General features: G+C 72.5%; 17 protein-coding genes. 5 read left to right on the forward strand and 12 right to left on the reverse strand.

Going from position 1 to position 19,779, the window contains the following annotated elements; translation table 11 throughout:
* Both ACZ6YG_RS40100 and ACZ6YG_RS40105 read right to left on the reverse strand, forming a co-directional pair.
* Positions 1 to 1,720, reverse strand: a 1,720-nt coding sequence (locus ACZ6YG_RS40100) for a 2-oxoacid:acceptor oxidoreductase subunit alpha (protein WP_466020843.1), incomplete at its 3' end; no start/stop codon positions are given.
* The gene (locus tag ACZ6YG_RS40105) at positions 1,717 to 5,121 is read right to left on the reverse strand and encodes an indolepyruvate ferredoxin oxidoreductase family protein (protein WP_466020844.1); all 3,405 of its coding nucleotides are present in this window, start codon (positions 5,119 to 5,121) and stop codon (positions 1,717 to 1,719) included. The genes ACZ6YG_RS40105 and ACZ6YG_RS40100, both read right to left, overlap by 4 nt.
* A gap of 232 nt (positions 5,122 to 5,353) precedes the next feature.
* Here ACZ6YG_RS40105 and ACZ6YG_RS40110 point away from each other — a divergent pair, with 232 nt between their 5' ends.
* Positions 5,354 to 6,118, forward strand: a complete 765-nt coding sequence (locus ACZ6YG_RS40110; protein ID WP_261808493.1) for an SDR family NAD(P)-dependent oxidoreductase — start codon at positions 5,354 to 5,356, stop codon at positions 6,116 to 6,118.
* 87 nt (positions 6,119 to 6,205) lie between these two features.
* On the opposite strand, the gene ACZ6YG_RS40115 is transcribed toward ACZ6YG_RS40110, so the two are convergent.
* The 6 genes from ACZ6YG_RS40115 to ACZ6YG_RS40140 all read right to left on the reverse strand — a co-directional run bounded on the left by ACZ6YG_RS40115 (position 6,206) and on the right by ACZ6YG_RS40140 (position 11,935).
* Positions 6,206 to 7,426, reverse strand: coding sequence for an ABC transporter substrate-binding protein (locus ACZ6YG_RS40115; protein ID WP_466020845.1), 1,221 nt, complete (start codon positions 7,424 to 7,426; stop codon positions 6,206 to 6,208).
* Between the two features lie 31 nt (positions 7,427 to 7,457).
* A complete protein-coding gene (locus ACZ6YG_RS40120) occupies positions 7,458 to 8,165 on the reverse strand; it encodes an ABC transporter ATP-binding protein (protein WP_219549569.1) in 708 nt (235 codons plus the stop codon).
* On the reverse strand, positions 8,146 to 8,916 hold the full coding sequence (locus ACZ6YG_RS40125; protein WP_148031123.1) for an ABC transporter ATP-binding protein: 771 nt from the start codon (positions 8,914 to 8,916) through the stop codon (positions 8,146 to 8,148). Before ACZ6YG_RS40125 ends, ACZ6YG_RS40120 begins: the two co-directional genes overlap by 20 nt.
* Positions 8,913 to 9,929 (reverse strand): branched-chain amino acid ABC transporter permease, encoded by a 1,017-nt coding sequence (locus ACZ6YG_RS40130; RefSeq protein WP_466020846.1) that lies wholly within the window; start codon positions 9,927 to 9,929, stop codon positions 8,913 to 8,915. Before ACZ6YG_RS40130 ends, ACZ6YG_RS40125 begins: the two co-directional genes overlap by 4 nt.
* Positions 9,929 to 10,789 carry a branched-chain amino acid ABC transporter permease gene (locus ACZ6YG_RS40135; RefSeq protein ID WP_148031125.1) on the reverse strand — a complete coding sequence of 287 codons (861 nt, stop codon included), beginning with the start codon at positions 10,787 to 10,789 and terminating at the stop codon, positions 9,929 to 9,931. The genes ACZ6YG_RS40130 and ACZ6YG_RS40135 overlap by 1 nt, the downstream gene beginning before the upstream one ends.
* Positions 10,790 to 11,038: 249 nt before the next feature.
* Positions 11,039 to 11,935, reverse strand: coding sequence for a TrmB family transcriptional regulator (locus tag ACZ6YG_RS40140; RefSeq protein ID WP_261808494.1), 897 nt, complete (start codon positions 11,933 to 11,935; stop codon positions 11,039 to 11,041).
* Between the two features lie 120 nt (positions 11,936 to 12,055).
* Here ACZ6YG_RS40140 and ACZ6YG_RS40145 point away from each other — a divergent pair, with 120 nt between their 5' ends.
* The 4 genes from ACZ6YG_RS40145 to ACZ6YG_RS40160 all read left to right on the forward strand — a co-directional run bounded on the left by ACZ6YG_RS40145 (position 12,056) and on the right by ACZ6YG_RS40160 (position 16,259).
* Positions 12,056 to 13,417 carry a metal-dependent hydrolase family protein gene (locus tag ACZ6YG_RS40145; RefSeq protein WP_397199294.1) on the forward strand — a complete coding sequence of 454 codons (1,362 nt, stop codon included), beginning with the start codon at positions 12,056 to 12,058 and terminating at the stop codon, positions 13,415 to 13,417.
* Positions 13,410 to 14,441, forward strand: a complete 1,032-nt coding sequence (locus ACZ6YG_RS40150; RefSeq protein WP_271280112.1) for an amidohydrolase family protein — start codon at positions 13,410 to 13,412, stop codon at positions 14,439 to 14,441. Before ACZ6YG_RS40145 ends, ACZ6YG_RS40150 begins: the two co-directional genes overlap by 8 nt.
* A 186-nt stretch (positions 14,442 to 14,627) precedes the next feature.
* Positions 14,628 to 15,332: an SDR family NAD(P)-dependent oxidoreductase gene (locus tag ACZ6YG_RS40155; protein WP_466020847.1), complete on the forward strand. Its 705-nt coding sequence runs from the start codon at positions 14,628 to 14,630 to the stop codon at positions 15,330 to 15,332.
* A 231-nt stretch (positions 15,333 to 15,563) separates the two neighbouring features.
* Positions 15,564 to 16,259 (forward strand): ThuA domain-containing protein, encoded by a 696-nt coding sequence (locus ACZ6YG_RS40160; protein ID WP_466020848.1) that lies wholly within the window; start codon positions 15,564 to 15,566, stop codon positions 16,257 to 16,259.
* A gap of 258 nt (positions 16,260 to 16,517) precedes the next feature.
* Here the strand turns inward: ACZ6YG_RS40160 and ACZ6YG_RS40165 are convergent, their stop codons facing one another.
* From ACZ6YG_RS40165 to ACZ6YG_RS40180, 4 genes are all read right to left on the reverse strand, one after another.
* A complete protein-coding gene (locus ACZ6YG_RS40165; protein WP_345483102.1) occupies positions 16,518 to 17,297 on the reverse strand; it encodes an SDR family NAD(P)-dependent oxidoreductase in 780 nt (259 codons plus the stop codon).
* 105 nt (positions 17,298 to 17,402) lie between these two features.
* Positions 17,403 to 18,143 (reverse strand): SDR family oxidoreductase, encoded by a 741-nt coding sequence (locus ACZ6YG_RS40170; protein WP_466020849.1) that lies wholly within the window; start codon positions 18,141 to 18,143, stop codon positions 17,403 to 17,405.
* Positions 18,144 to 18,230: 87 nt separating this feature from the next.
* Positions 18,231 to 18,449, reverse strand: a complete 219-nt coding sequence (locus ACZ6YG_RS40175; protein WP_148031131.1) for a ferredoxin — start codon at positions 18,447 to 18,449, stop codon at positions 18,231 to 18,233.
* Complete coding sequence (locus tag ACZ6YG_RS40180; protein ID WP_466020850.1) at positions 18,446 to 19,666, reverse strand: cytochrome P450; 1,221 nt, start codon at positions 19,664 to 19,666, stop codon at positions 18,446 to 18,448. The genes ACZ6YG_RS40175 and ACZ6YG_RS40180 overlap by 4 nt, the downstream gene beginning before the upstream one ends.
* Positions 19,667 to 19,779: the final 113 nt, after the last annotated feature.

The following is a 19,779-nucleotide window of genomic DNA, read 5'->3' on the forward strand; positions in this document are numbered from 1 at the left end:
CCACCTTCCCGCCCGCCGCCCGCACCCGCCGCACCCCAGCGGCGATCGCGCCGTAGGTGGAACCCCACCCGAGCACCAGCACCCGCGCACCACCAGACCTCCCGCCAGACCCGGCGTGAGCGCGGGACTCGCCGGGCCCGCCAGGACCGCCGGGCCCGCCAGGACCGCCAGGACCGCCTGGGACATCGGGGTCGTGGGGGTCGTCGACCTGGAGATCCGGCACGTCGATGCCGGCCACCTTGGCCGCGCGCAACCGCACCATCCGGTCATGATTGTCCGGATCGTAGGAGATGTTCCCGGTGCCATCCGCCTTCTCGATACCACCGATACGGTGCTCCAACCCCGGCGTGCCCGGGATCGCCCACGGCCGGGCCAGAGTCTCCGGATCCCGCTGGAACGGCAAGAACACGCCGTCCTCGCCGTTCGGCTCGGTGGTGAACGGCACGCTGATGTCCGGCAGCGCGGCAACCTCCGGCAGCCGCCACGGCTCCGAACCGTTGGCCAGATACCCATCCGACAACAACATCACCGGCGTCCGATAGGCCACCGCGATGCGGGCGGCTTCCACCGCCGCGTCGAAACAATCCGAAGGCGACATCGGCGCGATCACCGGCACCGGCGACTCGCCGTTGCGGCCGAACAACGCCATCAGCAGGTCGGTCTGCTCGGTCTTGGTCGGCATCCCCGTCGACGGACCCGCCCGCTGCACATCCACCACGATCAACGGCAACTCCGTGGTGACGGCCAGCCCGACCGTCTCGGCCTTCAACGCCACGCCCGGCCCGGACGTCGTGGTCACCCCGAGCGCGCCGCCGAACGCCGCCCCCAGCGCCGCACCGACACCGGCGATCTCGTCCTCGGCCTGGAAGGTGCGGATGCCGAACTGCTTGTGCTTCGACAGCTCGTGCAGGATGTCCGAGGCCGGAGTGATCGGATACGACCCCAGGAACAGGGGCAGCCGGGCCTGGACGGCGGCGGCGATCAATCCGTAGGCCAAAGCTTGGTTGCCGGAGATGTTGCGGTACACGCCCGGCGCCAGCCGGGCCGGCTTCACCTCATAAGAGACCGAGAACGACTCGGTGGTCTCACCGAAGTTCCAGCCAGCCTGGAAGGCGGCGATGTTGGCCTTGGCGATCTCCGGCTTCCGCGCGAACTTGGTCTCCAGGAAGCTGATCGTCTGCTCGGTCGGGCGGTGGTAGAGCCAGGACAGCAGCCCGAGCGCGAACATGTTCTTGGCGCGTTCGGCGTCCTTCTTGCTGATGTCGAAGTCTTCCAGCGCCTTGACCGTCAACGACGTCAAAGGCACGGCGTGCACCCGCCACTCGGCCAGCGACCCGTCCTCCAGCGGGCTGGCCGGATAGCCGACCTTGGCCAGGTTGCGTTTGGTGAACTCGTCGGTGTTGGCGATGATGTCGGCGCCGCGCGGCAGATCCGAAAGGTTGGCCTTGAGCGCGGCGGGGTTCATCGCCACCAGCACGTTGGGGGCGTCGCCGGGGGTGAGGATGTCGTGGTCGGCGAAGTGCAGCTGGAAGCTGGACACGCCGGGCAGGGTGCCGGCCGGGGCGCGGATCTCGGCGGGGAAGTTGGGCAGCGTGGACAGGTCGTTGCCGAACTCGGCGGTGCCCGCGGTGAACCGGTCACCGGTGAGTTGCATGCCGTCACCGGAGTCACCGGCGAACCGGATGATCACCCGATCGAGCTGCCGAACCTGCGTGATCACAGCTCCTGAACTCCGTTCTCGAACCGGGCGAGCAGTCTCGCCAGCTCCTCGTGGTATCTCTCGACGTTGCGCAGCTTCACGTCCTCGTACCCGCGCACCAGGTCAGGCAGCTCCGCCAGCTGGACCGCGAGCGCGAGGTTGTCCGGGGAGAGGCGGCCGGCGAGGCGCTCCACCAGGCCGGCGTACTCCCGCACCAGCTCACGCTCGACCCGGCGCACCCTCGTACGGCCGAACGGGTCGAAGGCGGTCCCGCGCAGGCGGCGCAGGCCGCGCAGGGCCACCAGCGCCGGCCGGAACCACGGGCCCAGCGTGAGCTTCCGCCGCACGCCCATCGCCCGCAGCAGCGGAGGGTGGAGCTTCCACGACGCCTTGGCGCCGGGTCCGAACCGCTCCGCCAGCGCCGACCGGACGTCGTCGCCGAGGCTGAGGCGGGCGACCTCGTACTCGTCCTTGTAGGCCATCAGCTTGAACAGGTGGCGCGCGACCGACTCGGCGAAGGCGGCCGAGCCGGGCACCCGCGACGCCTCCAGGGCGCGCACCCGTTCCACCAGGCGCGTGTAGCGGCGGGCGTAGCCGAGGTCCTGATAGGCCAGCAGCTCCTGGGACCGGAGCCCCACCAGCCGGGCCAGTTCCGACCCCGGAGGCGCCTGCACGATCCCCGTCACGTCCTCCTGCGGAGCGGGCCCGGGCGCGTCCCGCACGGCGGGGTCGCTGACGAACCTGCGGCCGTGCCGGAACGCCCGCAGGTTGACCTCCACCGCGACGCCGTTGAGCCGGACGGCCTCCTCGATCGCCTCGGCCGGCAGCGGGATCGCGCCCTGCTGGAAGGCGACGCCCACCAGCAGCATGTTGGCCGTCTGGTCGTCCCCGAACAGGTCGGAGGCCAGCGCGCGGGCGTCGAGCAGCCGGGCCAGGCCCGGACGGACCCGGTCGAGTATCGGGCCGGTCACCTCGTCCGGCTCGGGAAAACCCACCGCCGGGTCGGCGACCATCCGGCCGGTGGGCACCTCGGAGGTGGACAGCACCGCGACGGTCCGCTCGGGCGAGGCGACCGTCAGGTTCCCGGGGTCGGCGGCGACCAGGAGGTCGCAACCGAGGTAGAGATCGCACTCGCCCTCGGCGAGCCGGTTGGAGGTCAGCCTGCGGTCGCGGGAGAACTTCACGTCCGACACCACCGCCCCGCCCTTCTGCGCGAGCCCCGTCTGGTCGAGCGACCGCGCGTTCCATCCGGCGATCAGCCCGGCGGTGGCGAGGATCTGGGAGACGGTGACGACGCCGGTCCCGCCGATGCCGAGCACCCGGACGCCGAAGGCGTCACCGCCCACCACGGACTCCGGCTCCGGCAGGTCCGCCTCGACCGCGCCGCCCTCGCGGGTCACCGGGGCGGCGGAGACCGTCATGAAGGCGGGGCAGTCGCCGTCCAGGCAACGGGTGTCGAGATTGCACGAGGCCTGGTGGATGCGCGTCTTGCGGCCGTACTCCGTCGGGACCGGCTGCACCGACAGGCAGTTGGACTTGCGGCCGCAGTCGCCGCAGCCCTCGCAGACCCGCTCGTTGATGAAGACCCGCGTCGCCGGTCGCGGGAGCAGGCCCCGCTTGCGCTTGCGGCGGGTCTCGGTCGCGCACTCCTGGTCGTGCAGGAGCACGGTGACGCCCGGGGTGCCGGCCAGGACCCGCTGCGCCTCCTCGACGCGCGACCGGTCCCAGACCTCGACGCCGCGCGGCAGCCGGATCCGGCGGTACCTGCGGCGGTCCTCGGTGGTGACGATGATCTTCGAGACGCCCTCGGCCAGCAGCACGCCGACGATCCGGGCCGCGTCCATCCCGCCGACCGTCCGCTGCCCCCCGGTCATGGCCACGGCGGAGTTGTAGAGCAGCTTGTAGGTGATGTCGACGCCCGCCGCCACCGCCGCCCGGATCGCCAGGGAGCCGGAGTGGTCGAAGGTGCCGTCCCCCAGGTTCTGTACGTAGTGGTCACGTTCGACGAAGGGCGCCATCCCCACCCATTGCAGGCCCTCCCCGCCCATCTGGGAGAGCCCGGTGACGGAGCCGACCTGGGCCTCGTCCATGAGCACCACCATGGCGTGACACCCGATGCCGCCGCCGACCAGGCTGCCTTCGAGCGTCTTGGTGGAGGTGTTGTGCGGGCAGCCCGAGCAGAAGTACGGCGCGCGCCGCAGGAGCGGCAGCGGACGGCGCGGGTCGGGGCGCGGTCCCGGCGTCACCGGGATGCCGTTGGCGAGCAGCCGCCGGCGCAGCCGGGGGACGATCGCGTCCACGTCCAGCTCCCCGTACGCGGGAACCAGCTCGTCGCCGTCCTGGTCACGCTTCCCGGTGACCAGCGGGACGGCCGGGCCGCCGTAGAGGATGTCGCGGACGGCCGTCTCCAGGAAGGACCGCTTCTCCTCGACGACCACGATCTCGGCCAGGCCGTCCGCGAACTCCCTGACGGTCTCCGGCTCCAGCGGGAACGGCATGCCCACCCGGAGCAGCCGGAGCCCGCTCGCGCGCAGGTCCGGCTCGTCGACGCCGAGCCGGCGCAGCGACTCGACCACGTCCAGGAAGGTGCGGCCCGCGGCGATCACGCCGACCCGGTCGCCCGGCGCCGCCCCCACGACGCGGTTCAGGCGGTTGAGCCGGGAGTACTCGACGGCCAGCCGCAGCCGGTTGGTCACCAGGTCGCGTTCGAGCGGCCCCAGCGTGGGCTGCAGCAGCCGCGCGGTGGGCCGGTGGCGCCCGGCGCCCGGCGGGAGCACCGGCTCGGGCCGCTCGTCGTCGAGGAAGACCGTCGAGGAGCCGTCGGCCACGGCGGTGACGATCTTCAGTCCCACCCACAGCCCGGTGGCCCGGGACAGCTCCACGGCGTGCGCTCCCAGGTCCAGCACGTCCTGGGAGTCGGCCGGATACAGGAACGGCATGGCCAGATCGGCCAGCGCCGCTTCCGACGAGCAGGGGACGCTGGAGGACTTGGCGGCCGGGTCGTCGCCCACCAGCACGATCGCGCCGCCGTCCGGGTGGGCGCCCTGGTTCCCGTGCCGCAGGGCGTCCGTGGCCCGGTCCAGCCCGGGGGCCTTGCCGTACCAGATGCCGAGCACGCCGTCGTAACGGGCGCCGTCGAGGGTGTTGGCCAGCTGGCTGCCCTGCACCGCGGTCGCCGCGCTCTCCTCGTTCAACCCTGGCCGGAAGACGACGTCGTTGGCGTCGAGGAGGCGGCGCTGGCGGTGCAGCTCCAGGTCGTAGCCGCCGAGCGGCGAGCCCTCGTAGCCGGAGACGAAGGTGGCGACCCGGCGGCCGCGAGCCAGGTCCCGGCGGTGCTGGTCGATGGGCAGCCGGGCCAGCGCCTGCACGCCGGTCAGCTGGACCCGTCCAGTGGTCGCCTCGTAGCGATCTTCCAGCCGCATCCGGTCCGTCCCCCTTCCATGGGTGGCTGGGCGAGATTCAGCCAGGCGGGCGCGGCGGGCTCAAGAGGGTCTGGGCCACTGGCACAGAAGAGGCCGGTCGGCCGGCGGGCCCACTGGACACTTGGCTAGTCGCTAACCCGTTAACGGCTAAAAAGTCAGCGGATACGGCTTCCTGGAGCGGTGTAGTCGTCGTTAGCATCCCGTCCAAAGACAGTGAGGTCGGGAGGCTTCCGTGGGGCGTTCGCTCGAAGGGATGCCGGTGCTCGTCACCGGGGGCGGTTCTGGGATCGGCGAGGCGGTGGTCCACCGGCTGGTCAAGGCCGGTGCCAAGGTGACACTCGCGGGCCGGCGCGCGGACAGGGTCGAGGCGGTCGCCAGGCAGGCGGGCTCCGGCGCGTGCGGCGTCGTCGCCGACGTCACCGTGGCCGCCGACCGCGAGCGCATGGTCGCACGGGCGGTCGAGCACGGCGGCGGGCTGGAAGCCGTGGTGCACGCCGCGGGCAACATGTACCGAGGCGCGCTCGAAGACCTCGACGAGCAGGCGCTGCACGACGTGTTCGCCTCCAACACGATCGGCCCCATGATGCTGACCGCGCTCGCCCTGCCGCACCTGCGGGAGCGCTCCGGCGCCGTGGTCTTCTTCGGTTCCGTGCACACCCAGCGCGCCTTTCCCGGCGCGTCCCCGTACGCCGCCACGAAGGGCGCGCTGGAGACGCTGACCGGGGTGCTGGCCGCGGAGCTGGGGCCTCAGGGCGTGCGGGTCGGCTGCGTGCGGCCCGGCGGCGTGCTGACCGAGATCAACCAGCGGGCCGGGCTCATGGACGACGCCACCGCCGCCGAGCGTATGCGCTCGCTCGGCCCCGCCCACGCGCTCGGCCGGGCGGGCACCGCGGCCGAGGTCGCCGAGGCCGTCGAGTACCTGATCACGGCCGAGTGGGCGACCGGCGGCGTGCTCACCATCGACGGCGGCCTCGGCCTCGGCGTCACCAACGCCTGACGACACGGACGGGCCTGTGCGCGGCGCGGTCCTGGCCTATACCGGCGAAGGGCGCGTGGTGGGACACCACGCGCCCTTCGGGTCGTGTCAGGACGCGGACTTGCCGGGCTCCAGCCAGTCCTCGCTGACGAGCTTCCACGCGGAGCCGTCCCACTCCGCGACCTTCGCGCCGGTCGTCCCGACGTGCCCGCCGCCGGCGGCCGGGCCGAAGGTGATCGGCGGGTAGATGCCGGACGCGTGCTCCTTGAGCGACTCGGCGGTCTTCTGGAAGCTCGCCCAGCTCAGGTCGTCGCCCATCCGGTTCACGATCTCGAAGAAGATCTTCGTGTTGGCGTACGCCTGCAGGGCGTAGGCGCTGCCGGCCTGGTCCGGGGCGACGGCCTGCTGGGCGGTCCGCCACGCCGCGGCCTCCGGGGCGTCCGACGTCGGCAGCTCGGAGATGAACGTGCCGTAGATGCCCTTCGCCGCGGGCCCCGCCGGTCCCACCGTGCCCGCGCTGCCCGTGGTCACGGTCGAGGAGGTGCCCATGATCGTGGGCTTCCAGCCCAGCTCGCCGACCGCCTTCATGATCAGCGCCGACTGCGTGTTGTCCGTCCCGAGCACGATGGCGTCCGGCTTCGCCTCCCGCACCTTCAGTACGGCGGAGCTCACCTCGGTCGAGTTGGGCTCGGTCGTCTCGTTCGCGACGACCTCGACCCCAATGGCCGCGGCCTCCTCCTTGACCCCGTCCCGGATCGCGTGTCCGAGCTCGTTGTCCTGCCCGATGACGGCGACCTTCTTGACGTCCTTGCCCGCCAGGAAGTCCACGATCACCCTGGCCTGGTCACGCTGGCTGGTGCCGAGCAGGAACACCGAGTCCTGCTCCGGGTCGGGCGGCAGCACCGGCGCGAACAGCGGCATCCCCTTCTGCGCCAGGTAGGGATAGCTGCCCGGGATGTTGGCCGACCCGGCGGGGGAGACGACCGCGTACACCTTCTCCTGGTCGCCCAGGCGGCGGATGTTGGCGACGCTGCGCGCCGCCTCGAACCCGTCGTCGAGCACGACGAGCTTCACCTGACGCCCCAGGACGCCGCCCTTGTCGTTGATCTCCTTGACCGCCGCGTTCAGCCCGGCTTCGAAGCCCTTCCCCGAGGTGGCGGCGCCGCCGGAGAGCGGCAGGGTGGTGCCGATGGTGATGGTGTCGTCCGTGACACCCTGGACCGTCCCTCCCGCGTCCGACGGCGCGGCCGCCTGGGACGAGCAGCCCGCGACGGCGAGCGCGGTCAGCAGGACGGGCAGGGCGGTGAGCGGGAACCGTCGTGGCCTCATGGGACCCTCCAGTCAGAATGGTGCTAGTGGTTCAGCCGAGGTAGGCGCGGACGAGGTTCTCCGAGTCCGCGAGCTCGTGGGCGGGGCCCGAGGTGTGCACGGCTCCGCCGGCGAGCACGTACGCGCGGTCCGCGATGTCGAGCACGGCCGAGTTCTGCTCGACGAGCAGGAACGCGGTGCCCGACTCCGCCCGCAACCGGGCGACCAGCCCGAGCAGCTGGGTGACCAGGATCGGCGCGAGGCCGAAGGACATCTCGTCCACCATCACCAGGCGCGGCCGGCCGAGCAGCGCCCTGGCGACGGCCAGCATCTGCTGCTGGCCGCCGGACAGCGAACCGGCGGGCGCGGCCAGCTTGTCGCGGAGCGCGTCGAACACCTCCAGCAGCCGCTCCTCGTCCTGGGCGACGTCCCGGGCGCCGCGCCCGCGGGCGGTGGCGCCCAGGCGCAGGTTCTGCCGCACGGTGAGGGACGAGAGGATGCCGCGGCCCTCGGGGACGTGGCCGAGGCCGAGCCTGGCCCTGGCCTCCGGCGGCCGCCCGCCGAGCGTGGCGCCGTCGAAGCTCACCGAGCCCGACCAGGTGGGCAGCACGCCGGAGACGGCGCGCAGCGTCGTGGTCTTGCCCGCGCCGTTGACCCCGAGCAGCGCGACGATCTCGCCCTCCGCCACGTCGAGGTCGACCCCGCGCAGCACCGGGACCCGGCCGTAGCCGGAGGTCAGCTCACGAATCGACAGTAGCAACGCCGGCTCCCAGGTAGGCCTTGACGACATCGGGATGGGCGACGACCTCGGCCGGAGTGCCGTCCGCCAGGATGCGCCCGAAGTGCAGCGCCGCGACCCGCGGGCACAGCCGCGAGACGAGCTCCAGGTCGTGCTCGATGATCAGGATCGACAGCTCGTCCCGCTCGCCGATCTCGGCCAGCGGCGCCACCATTCGGTCGACGTCGGCCGCCGACAGTCCGGCGGCGGGCTCGTCCAGCAGCACGATGCGCGGCCGCGGAGCCAGCGCGCGGACGACCTCGACGATCTTCTGGCTGCCCAGCGGCAGGTTGCCGGCGGGCTCACCGGCGCGTGCGGCCAGCCCGAAGGCGTCGAGCAGCTCGCGCGCCCGCTCCCTGGCGGCGCGCGCCCCGCGCGAGACCCCGAGGAAGTCGGCCAGCCCGCCGCCCGGGGGCAGCCCGGCGTCCAGCCCGGCCAGCACGTTCGCCTCGACCGACAGCTCGGCCACCAGCCGGGGAGTCTGGAACGTCCGGCGCACGCCCCTGCGGGCCACGACGGCCGGGCGTCCGGCGCGTACGGGCTCGCCCGCGATCCGCACCGACCCCGCGACCGGCCGCACATAGCCGGTCACCACGTTGAACACCGTCGTCTTGCCCGCGCCGTTCGGGCCGATCAGCCCGGTGAACCCCGGGCCGACGGCGAGGTCGACGCCCTTCAGCACCTCGTTGCCGCCGAAGCGCACGGCGATCCCGGACAGTTCGAGCGCGTTCATCGGGCGGCTCCCGTCAGGTCGGCCTGCCCGGACACGGGCGGCGGTTCGGGCGCAGGCGGGGCCGGGCGCCTGGCCCGCAGCCGGGCGGGCAGCGAGGCCAGCCCGCGCGGCAGGAACGCGATCGCCAGCGCGAGGATCAGCCCGTACACCAGCCGCTGCCAGCTCCCCAGGTCCTGCAGCAGGTCACGCAGCACCACCACGACGACCGCGCCGAGGAACGGCCCGGCGACGTAACCCACGCCGCCGAGGAACGCGACGACCAGGAACTCGATGAGCAGCCCCATGTCGAAGATCTCCGGCGTCAGGTACGACAGGCACTGCGCGTACAGCGCCCCGGCGACGCCCCCGATGAACGCCGACAGCGCGAAGGCCAGCAGCTTCGTCCGCATCGGGCCCACCCCCAGCGACGGCGCGGCGATCTCCGCGTCCCGCACGACCCGCAGGCGCCTGCCGAGCCCGACACGGCCGATGCGCATGACGACGGCGGTGGTGACGGCCGCCACGGCGAGGCACAGGTACCAGCGGCTGCCGTCGACGTCGATCCCGGGCAGCACCACGGCCTGCACGGCGGTGCCGGCGATGCCGCCGGTGACCGGCGTGGCCTCCACGAACACGCGGATCATCAGCTCGGCGAACGCGAGCGTGGCGATCGCCAGGTAGAAGCCGCGCAGCCGGGTGGCCGGCAGCCCGATCAGCACCCCGAACAGCGCGGCGACCAGGCCCGCGGTGACCGCCGCGAGCGGCCAGGCCCAGCCCTGCGCGACCAGGTACGTGGTCGCGTACGCCCCGACGCCGAGGAAACCGGCCTGGGACAGCGCGATCTGCCCCGACCATCCCATGATCAGGACCAGCCCCAGCCCGGCCGTCGCCGTCACCAGGACCAGGCACGCCTGGAACAGCAGGTACGGGTTGACCAGGCCGGGCAGCGCGAGCAGGACGAGCGCCGCCGCCACGGCGCCGGCCACGCCGGCGACCCGCCGGGGCGAGCCGGAGAGCAGCGCGAGCGGTGTCATCAGACCTCCCGGACCTGGTGACGGCCGAACAGCCCCTGCGGCTTGATCGACAGCACCACGACGATGGCCAGCAGCGCGATCGCGGTCTTGCTCGACGTCGAGATGTACGCGCCCGCCAGGTTCTCCGCCACGCCGAGCGCGAGCCCGCCGACGAACGCCCCGGTGATGCTGGAGAACCCGCCGAGCGTCGCCGCGACGAAGCCCTTGATGAGCAGCCCGGAGCCGTTCTGGTCGGTGAGCAGCGAAGCCTGCCCCTGCAGCAGCAGCGCGATCGTGGCGATCGCCCCCGCCAGGGCCCACGAGGTGCGGAACACCGTCGTGACCGAGACGCCGAGCAGCCTCGGCGTCACGCGGTCCTCCGCGATCGCCTGCATCCGCACGCCGAGCGGCGTGCGGAAGAAGAGGATGAGCCCGGCCATCACCGCCAGCCCGGCCGCGATGCTGAGCAGCTGCTCGTACGCCACGACCTGCCCGGCCACGGTGAACGAGCCCGCGAACGGGGAGTCGATCTTGCGGGGTTCGGATCCCCATACGAGCTGGACGACCGCGTTGATCACGACGAAGACCGCGATCGTCATCAGGACCGTGGCGAAATGGTTCTCCGCCAGGATCGGACGGATAGCCGTTCGTTCCACCACTACGGACAGCGCGACGCCGATGAGCAACCCGATCGGTACCGCGAGCCACCATGACAGGTGCGCGCCGTCGATGAGCGCCCAGGTGCAGAAAGCCGGAAACAATCCCAGCTCAGCCATGGCGAAGTTGGGTACGTCGGTCGCCTTCAGCACGAGGACGATGGCCAGTGCCATGAGGGAGTACCAGCTCCCCGCCTGCAAGCCGCTGATGATCTGTTGCCACACGGTTACGCCTCCAGCCGCTAGTCGTCAGGATGCTAACGTCCAATGGGAAGACGCGACAGTCCCGATTTGGCAACGACGCGGCGAGACGGGAGCGACCGGAGCGCGATCAGGCGGCCCGGCCTGCGGGCACGCGAAAACGGCGCCCATCGTCAGATGGACGCCGTCGCGATCCTGATGCGGCCGGATCGGCGGGCGGGGCCGTCCGGCGGATCCGGGGGTTCGTCCGCCGGACGCCCCCGCGTCAGCGGATCAGCGGGACGTGTCGTTCCCGCGTCGCCGGCCGGGGGCGGGCGGGGGCGCGCCGGCGCCCCTTCTGAGCAGCGTGGCGGGGGCGCCGTGGTCGGCGCGCAGCCGCAGCAGCGCCGGATCGGACTTCCAGAAGGTCTCGAAGTCCTCGGCCGCGAACTTCTCCACGATGAGGTGCATGGCGATGTCGTGGCGCACGTACTCGACCGCGACCAGGACCACCGCCGGGTCGTCGGTGTAGACGCCCCAGGCGTCGTCGTTGATCACGCCGCCGATGACCGCCTGCTCGCGGTCGGCCACCACGACCAGCAGCCGGCAGCCCAGGTTCTCAAGCGCCACCTTGGGGCTGGAGAAGCGGTGCTGGGTGGTGTGGCCCACCGGGTCGGGGTCGTCGCCGAAGACGACCGTGGAGACGTCGACGCCGTCGGACTCGGCCCTGCGGGCCAGCGGCTTGAGCGGCTCCAGCTCCGCCGGCCAGCCGGACAGGAACAGGTCTCTGCGCGCCGCCGAGACCACGTCCTCGGCCCGGGTGATCAGCGACGACCGGTCGGTCAGATTGTGGATCAGCCGGACCTGGGTGGGCGAGGCCACCTCGGGCAGCGACTCGCGCAGCGTGCTGATCGACTGGTCGAACTCGCGCCGCATCCGGTCGAGCAGCGACATCGGGGGCAGCGAGATGTAGCCCACGCCCGCGTCGCCGAGCCGCACCTCGTAGGCGGCTCCCCGGCCCACGAGCTTGCCCAGCGTCTCGTAGACCGTGCTGCGCGGCACTCCGGATCGTTTGGCCACCTCGTAGCCGTTGAGCGGGGCGCCGGCCGCCACGAGCGCGACGTAGGCCTTGGCCTCGTAACCGGACATGCCGAGGCGCTGGAGCTCTTCGATCACTCTCTGCTGAGACACGTTGCCATCGTCGCATCACCTCGGGCTCCGGGACGAATTCCGATCACCGCCAGGCCAGTCTGGCCAGGACGCTTCATAGTAGTTAACCTTCTGACGCATAACGAGGTCCGAGGAGAGCCGATGGCCGACAGCATCTTGATCACCGGAGGCGCCGTCATCGACGGCACCGGCGCCGCGCCGCGAGCCGACGAGGCGGTGCTGGTGCGCGGCGACCGGATCGCCGCCCTGGGCGCCGAGGCGCTGGCCCAGGCCGAGTCGGGCGGCGTGGACGAGCGGATCGACGCGAGCGGGCGCACGGTCATGCCCGGCCTGATCGACGCCCACACCCACCTCAGCTTCGGCGAACCGACCGGCAACGACGAGCTGCTCAACCACCGCACGCAGGGCTACAGCTCGATGCTGTCGGCCTACCACGCCCGCAAGGTGCTCCGCGCCGGGGTGACCGGCGTGCTCGACGCCGACTGCCTGTGGTCCATCGGCGTCGAGCTGCGGGACGCCATCGACACCGGCATCGTCGAAGGCCCCCGCATGCGCGCCGGGGGACAGGCCCTGATGACCATGCTCGGCGGCACCGCCGGCCGGATGATCCGCGACGAGGGCACCACCGGCTACGCGACCGTCGTCCACAACCGCGACATGATGGTCAAAGAGGTACGACGCCAGATCAAGTACGGGGTCGACTGGATCAAGATCATGGTCACCGGCCTGATCCCGTCCATGAAGGGCCCCGAGGTCAAGGTCTGGAGCTTCGACGAGCTCCGTACCGTCTGCGACGCCGCGCACGAGCTCAACACCAAGGTCGTCGCCCACTGCCGCAACTCCGAGAGCACCCGCGACGCCGCCAGGGCGGGCGTCGACCTGATCTACCACGCCTCCTACATGGACGACGAGGCGCTCGAAGCCGTCGTCGAGTCCGGCAGCGCGCTGTGCCCGACGTTCACGCTCCTCGGCAACCTCGCCGACTACGGCCAGAAGATCGGCAGCGCGCCCGAGCTGCTCGACGTGTTCCGCGCCGAGATCGAGGTCACCGCCGCGCAGATGGCCAAGGCGCACGCCGCCGGCGTGCCGTTCCTCACCGGCTCGGAGACCGGCTTCGCCGTCACCCCCGTCGGCGAGTGGCACGCCCGCGAGCTGGAGATGTTCGTCCAGTACATGGGCATGACGCCGATGGAGGCGATCGTCGCCGCCACCCGCAACGGCGCCTTCGCGCTGCGCATGGAAGGCGAGGTCGGCACCCTGGAGACCGGCCGGCTCGCCGACGTCCTCATCGTCGACGGCGACCCGCTGAAGGACGTCACGATCCTCCAGGACCGCACCCGGATCGCCGAGGTGATCAAGGGCGGGCGCCGGATCGACCTCACCACCCCGATCCCCGAGCGCCGCATGCGCTCCACCGACCAGGTGAGGTTCCTCGCCTCCTGCCCCCTCACCCGCGGGCTGGCCCTGACCGAGGATCAACTGGAGAAGCTGGCCCGTGTCTGACCACCCCGAGCTTCCTTCCCGGCGTTCCCCGGTGATCGACGTGCACGCGCACGCCGTACTGGAGGTCAGCCTCGGGGCGGCCGGCGCGGCGGGGCCCGAGCTGGGCGTCTCGCCCGACGGCACGCCCTTCTACCGCGTCGGCGGGTACGTGCTGAACGGCGTGCGCTACGCCGGAAGCCCCTTCATGGACGTGGACGTCCGCATCGCCGCCATGGACGAGGCCGGCGTCGACGTGCAGCTGCTGTCGCCCAACCCGCTGACCTACTTCGACCGGCTGGACCCCGGCGCGGCGGTGGCCTACGCGCGCACCCACAACGACGCGCTGGCCGAGACGGTGGGCAAGCACCCGGCGCGCCTGCTCGGCGCCGCCCAGCTGCCGGTGCAGGACGTCCCCGCGTCGATCGCCGAGGCCCGGCGCGCCGTGCGCGAGCTGGGGATGGCGGCCGTGTACATCGGCACCGACCCCGCCGGGCGCACCCTCGACGATCCCGGGCTCGACCCGCTCTACGAGGCGCTCGCCGACCTGGACGTGCCGCTGTTCGTGCACCCGTCGCCGCTCGGCCCGGACGGGCCGCCGCAGGACCCCCGGCTGCGCCGCTTCGACCTCGACCTGCTCTTCGGATTCGCCCGCGACGAGACGCTGGCCGTGGCCGCGCTGGTCTTCGGCGGCGTGCTCGACCGGCACCCCGGCCTGGACGTGTGCGTCTCCCACGGCGGCGGCGCCGCGGCGTTCGTCGCCGGTCGGTTCGCCCGCGCCGTGGAGAAGCGCCCGTGGGCCGGCGCGAAACTGCGGGAGAACGGGTTCGAGCACTACTACCGCCGCCTGTGGTTCGACACCCACGTGCACGACGACCTGTCGCTTCACCTGCTCGCCGAGCACGCGGGGACCGAGCGGCTGGTGTTCGGCACCAACTTCGCCGGCTGGGACTCCGGCGCCCACGAGGGGCCGGGGCTCGACCCCGCGGTCCTGGCCGCCAACGCCGCCAGACTCCTGCGCCGCCCTGACCTGCTGGAGGTCCGATGACGGCGTTCGGCCGTGTGGGAGGTCCGATGACGGCGCCTGGCCGTGAGGGAAGTCTGCTGGAGGTTCGATGACGGTGCTCGGCCGCGTGGGAGGTCCGATGACGCTGCCCGGCCCCAAGGGAAGTCTGCTGGAGGTCCGATGACGGCGCCTGGCCACGTGGGAAGTCCGGCGAGGACCCTCGGCCAAGTGGGAGATTCGGCCAGCGCATTCTGCCGCGTCCTCGTCACCGGTGGCGCCTCCGGCATCGGCCTCGCGTGCGCGCAGCTCCTCGCCGTCCAGGGCTGGGAGGTCGAGGTCGCCGACCTGCGCCCCGGGCCGGGGCGGCACGAGCTCGACGTGGCCGACCGGGAGTCCTGGGAGCGCGTGCTCGACGCGGCCTGGCCGCTCGACGCCCTGGTGAACTGCGCCGGCCACCGCAGCCGCGGCGCGATCACCGAGCTCGACGTCGCCGAGTTCGAACGCATGCTCTCCGTGCACGTCACCGGGACATTCCTGGGCATCCAGGGCTGTGCCCGGCGCTGGCTGGCGGCCGGCGTCGGCGGCGCCGTCGTCACCATCAGCTCGGTGACCGGCACCCACGCCGTCGCCGGACAGCCGCACTACGTGGCCGCCAAGGCCGGGGTCGCCGGGCTGGTCCGCGCGGCGGCGGCCGAGCTGGCCACCGCCGGGATCCGGGTCAACGCCATCGCGCCCGGCGTCATCCGTACCCCCATGACAGCGGACCGGCTCGGCGCACCCGAGCAGGCGGCGTGGCTGATGAACCGCGTCCCGATGGCGCGCGTGGGCGAGCCGGAAGAGATCGCGGCGGCCGTGGCGTTCCTCCTCTCCGGCGGCGCCTCCTACCTCACGGGCGCGGTGATCCCGGTCGACGGCGCCTGGACAGCCACCTGACGACCCCATGCCCTCCACAGCCTCTTCGTGCAGCGTTTCGTACGGCGACGGAGCTTTCGTGTGGCGACGAAGCTTCCGCGCGGAGACAGAGCTTTCGTGCGGCGACGGAGCGCCCGTGCGGCGACGGAGCTTTCGTACGGATAAAGCCTTCGTGCGGATAACCAGCCTGCCCCGGCGGCTGCCGCAGGGGCGTTCAGGCTGATCTGACACCTAACTGCGAAGGGACACCCCATGCGTGCCGTTGTGCTGTCCGGAGGGCTCACTCACGACTTCCCCGCCACCACCGCCTGCCTGGTGGAGCTCCTGTCGGGGCAAGGGATCCGGGCGGAGGTCCATACCGACGTCGACGCCGCCCTGCGGGCCCTGCCCGGTGCAGGGCTGCTGGTGGTGAACGCGCTGCGCTGGACGATGACCGGGCCAGGCACCCCCGACCGCTATCGGGAACTGGCCGGAACGGAGGGCGCGAGCCCGTCCCTGAGCGCCAGGGCCAGGCTGGCGGCCCACCTCGAAGCGGGCGGCGGCGTGCTCGGCATGCACACGGCGAGCATCTGCTTCGACGACTGGCCGGAGTGGGGGCGGGCGCTCGGCGCCGCCTGGGTGTGGGGCCGCTCGCACCACCCGCCCATCGGCCCCGCGGTCGAGGTGCGGCCGGAGGGCGGGCACGAACTGGTCGACGGCCTTGCCCCGTTCACGGTCGTCGACGAGGTCTACGGGAACCTGGAACGGGCGCCCGGGACCGTCCCGCTCCTGACCGCCGCCCAGCCCACCGGCCCGGACACCCACAGCCGCCACCCCCTGCTGTGGGCCCGCGAACACGCCGGCGGCCGCATCGTCTACGACGCCCTCGGCCACCACCCGCCGTCGTACGAGGTCCCCGAACACCGCGAAATCCTCCGCCGCGCCATCCACTGGACCACCCACGGCTGACCCACACACCCCAAACCGCACCCGCACGTGTGAAGACAACCCTCACCGCCGTACCGACCAGCGCGTATGAAACGGCCGGCCGCACGCGAGACGGCCCGTCACACGGGAGACGGCACGCACAGGGAGACGGCACGCACACGCGAGACGCCCCGCACACGCGACGGCTCGCACATGCGAGACGATCCCGCCGGCGCGCGAACAGCCCGTGCACAAGACGGCGGGGGGCGCGTCACGTACGACGTGACGCGCCCCCAGTCGTCAGGCCTCGGCGAAGCCGACGGAGTCCACTGAGGCCGGGCGTGGGAGGGAGGCGAGGGTGCTCTTGATGAGGCCGCCGTCGACGGCGAGGGTCTGGCCGCTGACGTAGGCGGACTTCTCGGAGCCGAGGAAGAGGACGGCGGCGGCGATGTCCTCGGCCGAGCCGAGCCGGGCCAGGGGCACCGCGCCCTCGCGGACGCGCCGGACCTCGGGGTCGGCGTAGATGGCGTCGGACATGCCCGCGTGGATGAGCCCGGGAGCCACGCAGTTGACGCGGATGCCGTGCCTGGCCCACTCCATCGCCATGTGCTCGGTCAGCCGGACGACGCCGGCCTTGCTGGCCGAGTAGGCGCCCGCGTTCGGGGCGGCCGCGATGCCGTTGATCGAGGCCAGGTTGACGATCGCGCCTCCGCCGGCGTCGGCCATCGCCCTGGCGAGCGTCCTGGCGACGATGAAGGTGCCCGTCAGGTTGACCCGCAGCGCGGCCTCCCACTCGGCCACCGGGAGGTCGAGCAGCGGCCCGAACCGGACGATGCCGGCGTTGTTCACCACCAGCTGCGGCGGCTCCGGCAGCAGCGCCGCCGCGGCGCGCACCGATTCCTCGTCGGCGACGTCGACGGCCGTGCCCGCGCACGCGTCGCCGATGTCGCGGGCCGTCTGCTCGACGGCCGGGCCGTCGACGTCCCATGCGGCGACCCGGTAGCCCTCTTTCACCGCGTACTCGGCGATGACGGCTCCGATGCCGTGCGCCGCCCCGGTGACCACGGCCCATTTCGTCATGCTGTTCTCTCCCCTTGTCGGCCTGTCCCAAGCGTCGTCATAAGGTTAACTACGCTAGTGGACGCGGCGGCGTGCCTTGCTCACAACGTTCGACGGGTCACCCGGTCACAGCAGCGCCTGGTAGGCCCCTCCGTCCACGGGCACCGCCGCGCCGGTGAGGTAACCGGCCTGCGCCGAGCACAGGAACGCGACGACCGCGCCGAGGTCGGCCGGCTCGCCCAGCCGTCCCGCCGGCACGTCGCCGACCGGCGGGCTGTCGCCGTACACCTGCGTGACCCGTTCCGTACGGTGCAGGCCGGGTTGCACGGAGTTCACCGTGATCCCGTCCGCGGCCACCTCGCGGGCCAGCGTGCGCAGGAAACCCGTGGCGCCCGCGCGTGCGGTGTTGGACAGCGCGAGGTTCGGGTACGGCTGGCGCACGCCGAGCGAGGTGATCGCGACGATCCGGCCCCAGCCACCCTCCCGCATGAACGGCAGCGCGGCCAGCGACATCCGCACGACGGCGAGCAGGCTGCGTTCCAGCGCTGGTTGGTAAGCGTCCAGCGGGGTCTGCGCGATCGTGCCGGGCGGCGGGCCCGGCCCGTTCACCACCAGGATGTCGAGCCCGCCCATCAGCGCCGCGGCCTCCTCCACGAACGCCGCGGCGCCGTCCGGCCCTGAGACGTCGGCGCGCAGCCACCGCACGCCTGGCCCCAGGCGCTCCGCCGCGGCGCGCGCCCGCTCCTCGTCGGAGCCGCAGATCGTGACCCGCGCCCCCTCCGCGACCAGCGCGGCCGCGCTCGCGTGACCGAGCCCCGCGCTCGCCGCCGCCACGGCCGCGCGCCGGCCCCGGATTCCCAGCTCCACGACTACGGCTCGCGCCGCGCGGCGAACCGCCCGAGCGGCCCGCCCAAGGTGTTCACGGCGCTGACCGTGCCGAACGGGATCAGGCCCTCAGTAGACATCGATCTCCTCGTCCCCGTCGAAGACGCGGATGGCGCCGGAGGGACAGTCGCGGGCGAGGTCGAAGATGTGCTCGTCCGTCAGCCGCGGCCCGCCAGGGACCAGCGCGACGATCTCGTCGTCGTCGAAGCGGAACGACTCCGGCGCCTCCGCGACGCACCTGCCGGAGCTGATGCACACGTCCCGGTCGAGCTCGATCCGGTACGTCACTCGTCGCCTCCGAACAGGACCGGGTAGGAGCCCCAGTAGGGCCGCTGGGTGTTGGCGTCCCGCTGCGGCGGGTTGTCCGGGTCGAGCCGCACCCGCGCCGCGAACATCCGCTGGACCACGCCGGTGACCAGGCCGAAAAGGTGGTCGTCCGGATCCGAGCCGGCCCGTTGCACGACCCCGGCGGCGAGGTCCTGGCCGATGCACACGTGCATCCCCGCGGCGAAGCTCAGCCCGAACGGGGCCACGTTCGGGGGGAACGTGCGGTGCGGGTCGAACGCGGCGGCGTCCGCGCCGAAGACCTCCGGGTCGCGGTTGACCGACTGCAGGTCGATCACCACGGTCGCGCCCTCCGGGATCTCGATGCCGGAACGCAGCGAGACCGGAGCCAGCGCACGCCTCCGGCCGATCGGGCTGGACGGGTTGAGCCGTAGGGTCTCGTGCACGGAGCGCTGGACGAACAGCGGGTCGGCGGCGGCGAGCCCGGCGTCCTCGGGGTGCGCCTCGATCCAGCCCAGGATGTGATCGACCGAGCGGACGAACGCGGTGGCGCTGGTGTGCGCGCCGGCCAGCAGGAAGAACGCGACCTCCCTGCGGATCACCTCGTGCGGCAGGCGCAGCTCCCCGGTGTGGCGCAGCAGCGTGGTCAGCACGTCGCTGGGCACGTCCACGTCCTCGCCGGCCGCCTCCCGCTCCAGCAGGTCGCGGCGGCGGGCGATGGACGGGGCCAGGAACTCCGCGTCCCAGTCTTCGAGGGCCCGCGCGATCACGCGCCGCTGCTCGTCCTTGTCCTTCGTCGAGTGCGCGAGCGTGGCGCCCTCGATGAAGCTCATCATGTACGCGTAGAGCCGGCCGGTCTCCTCGGCGGTGCCCGCGGGGCGGTCGACGCCCGCGGTCAGGGCGGCGAGGTTGAGCATCAGCTCGTGCCCCAGGTGCACCAGGTCGACCCGGCCCTCCGCCTGGTACGGGGCCAGGGTCTGCTCGATCACCCGCGGGAACAGCTCGCGTTCGTAGCGTTCGAACACCTCGCGGCGGAACATCCGGTTCTCCACCCGGCGCCGGGACCGGTGCTCGTCGCCGTGCAGGTTCACCAGCACGTCCGCCATCACGACCTCGCCCTCGTCGTAGAGCGACTGGCGCAGGTCCTTGCTGCGATAGGCGTCCTTGGCGTCCGCGAACGTGGTGAGGACGATCGTTGTCTCTTCGGCGACGGCTGTCATCTGGACTTGCTCCTCCGTTGCGCACGACCGGATCGGGGGGTTGCCGGTCCCTGCTGAGGGTCTCGTGGCGCACCAAGCGGCGTCAAGACCCTAACGACGAATGACAGGGCGGT

The sequence above is a fragment of the Nonomuraea sp. NPDC054003 genome (assembly GCF_055585125.1).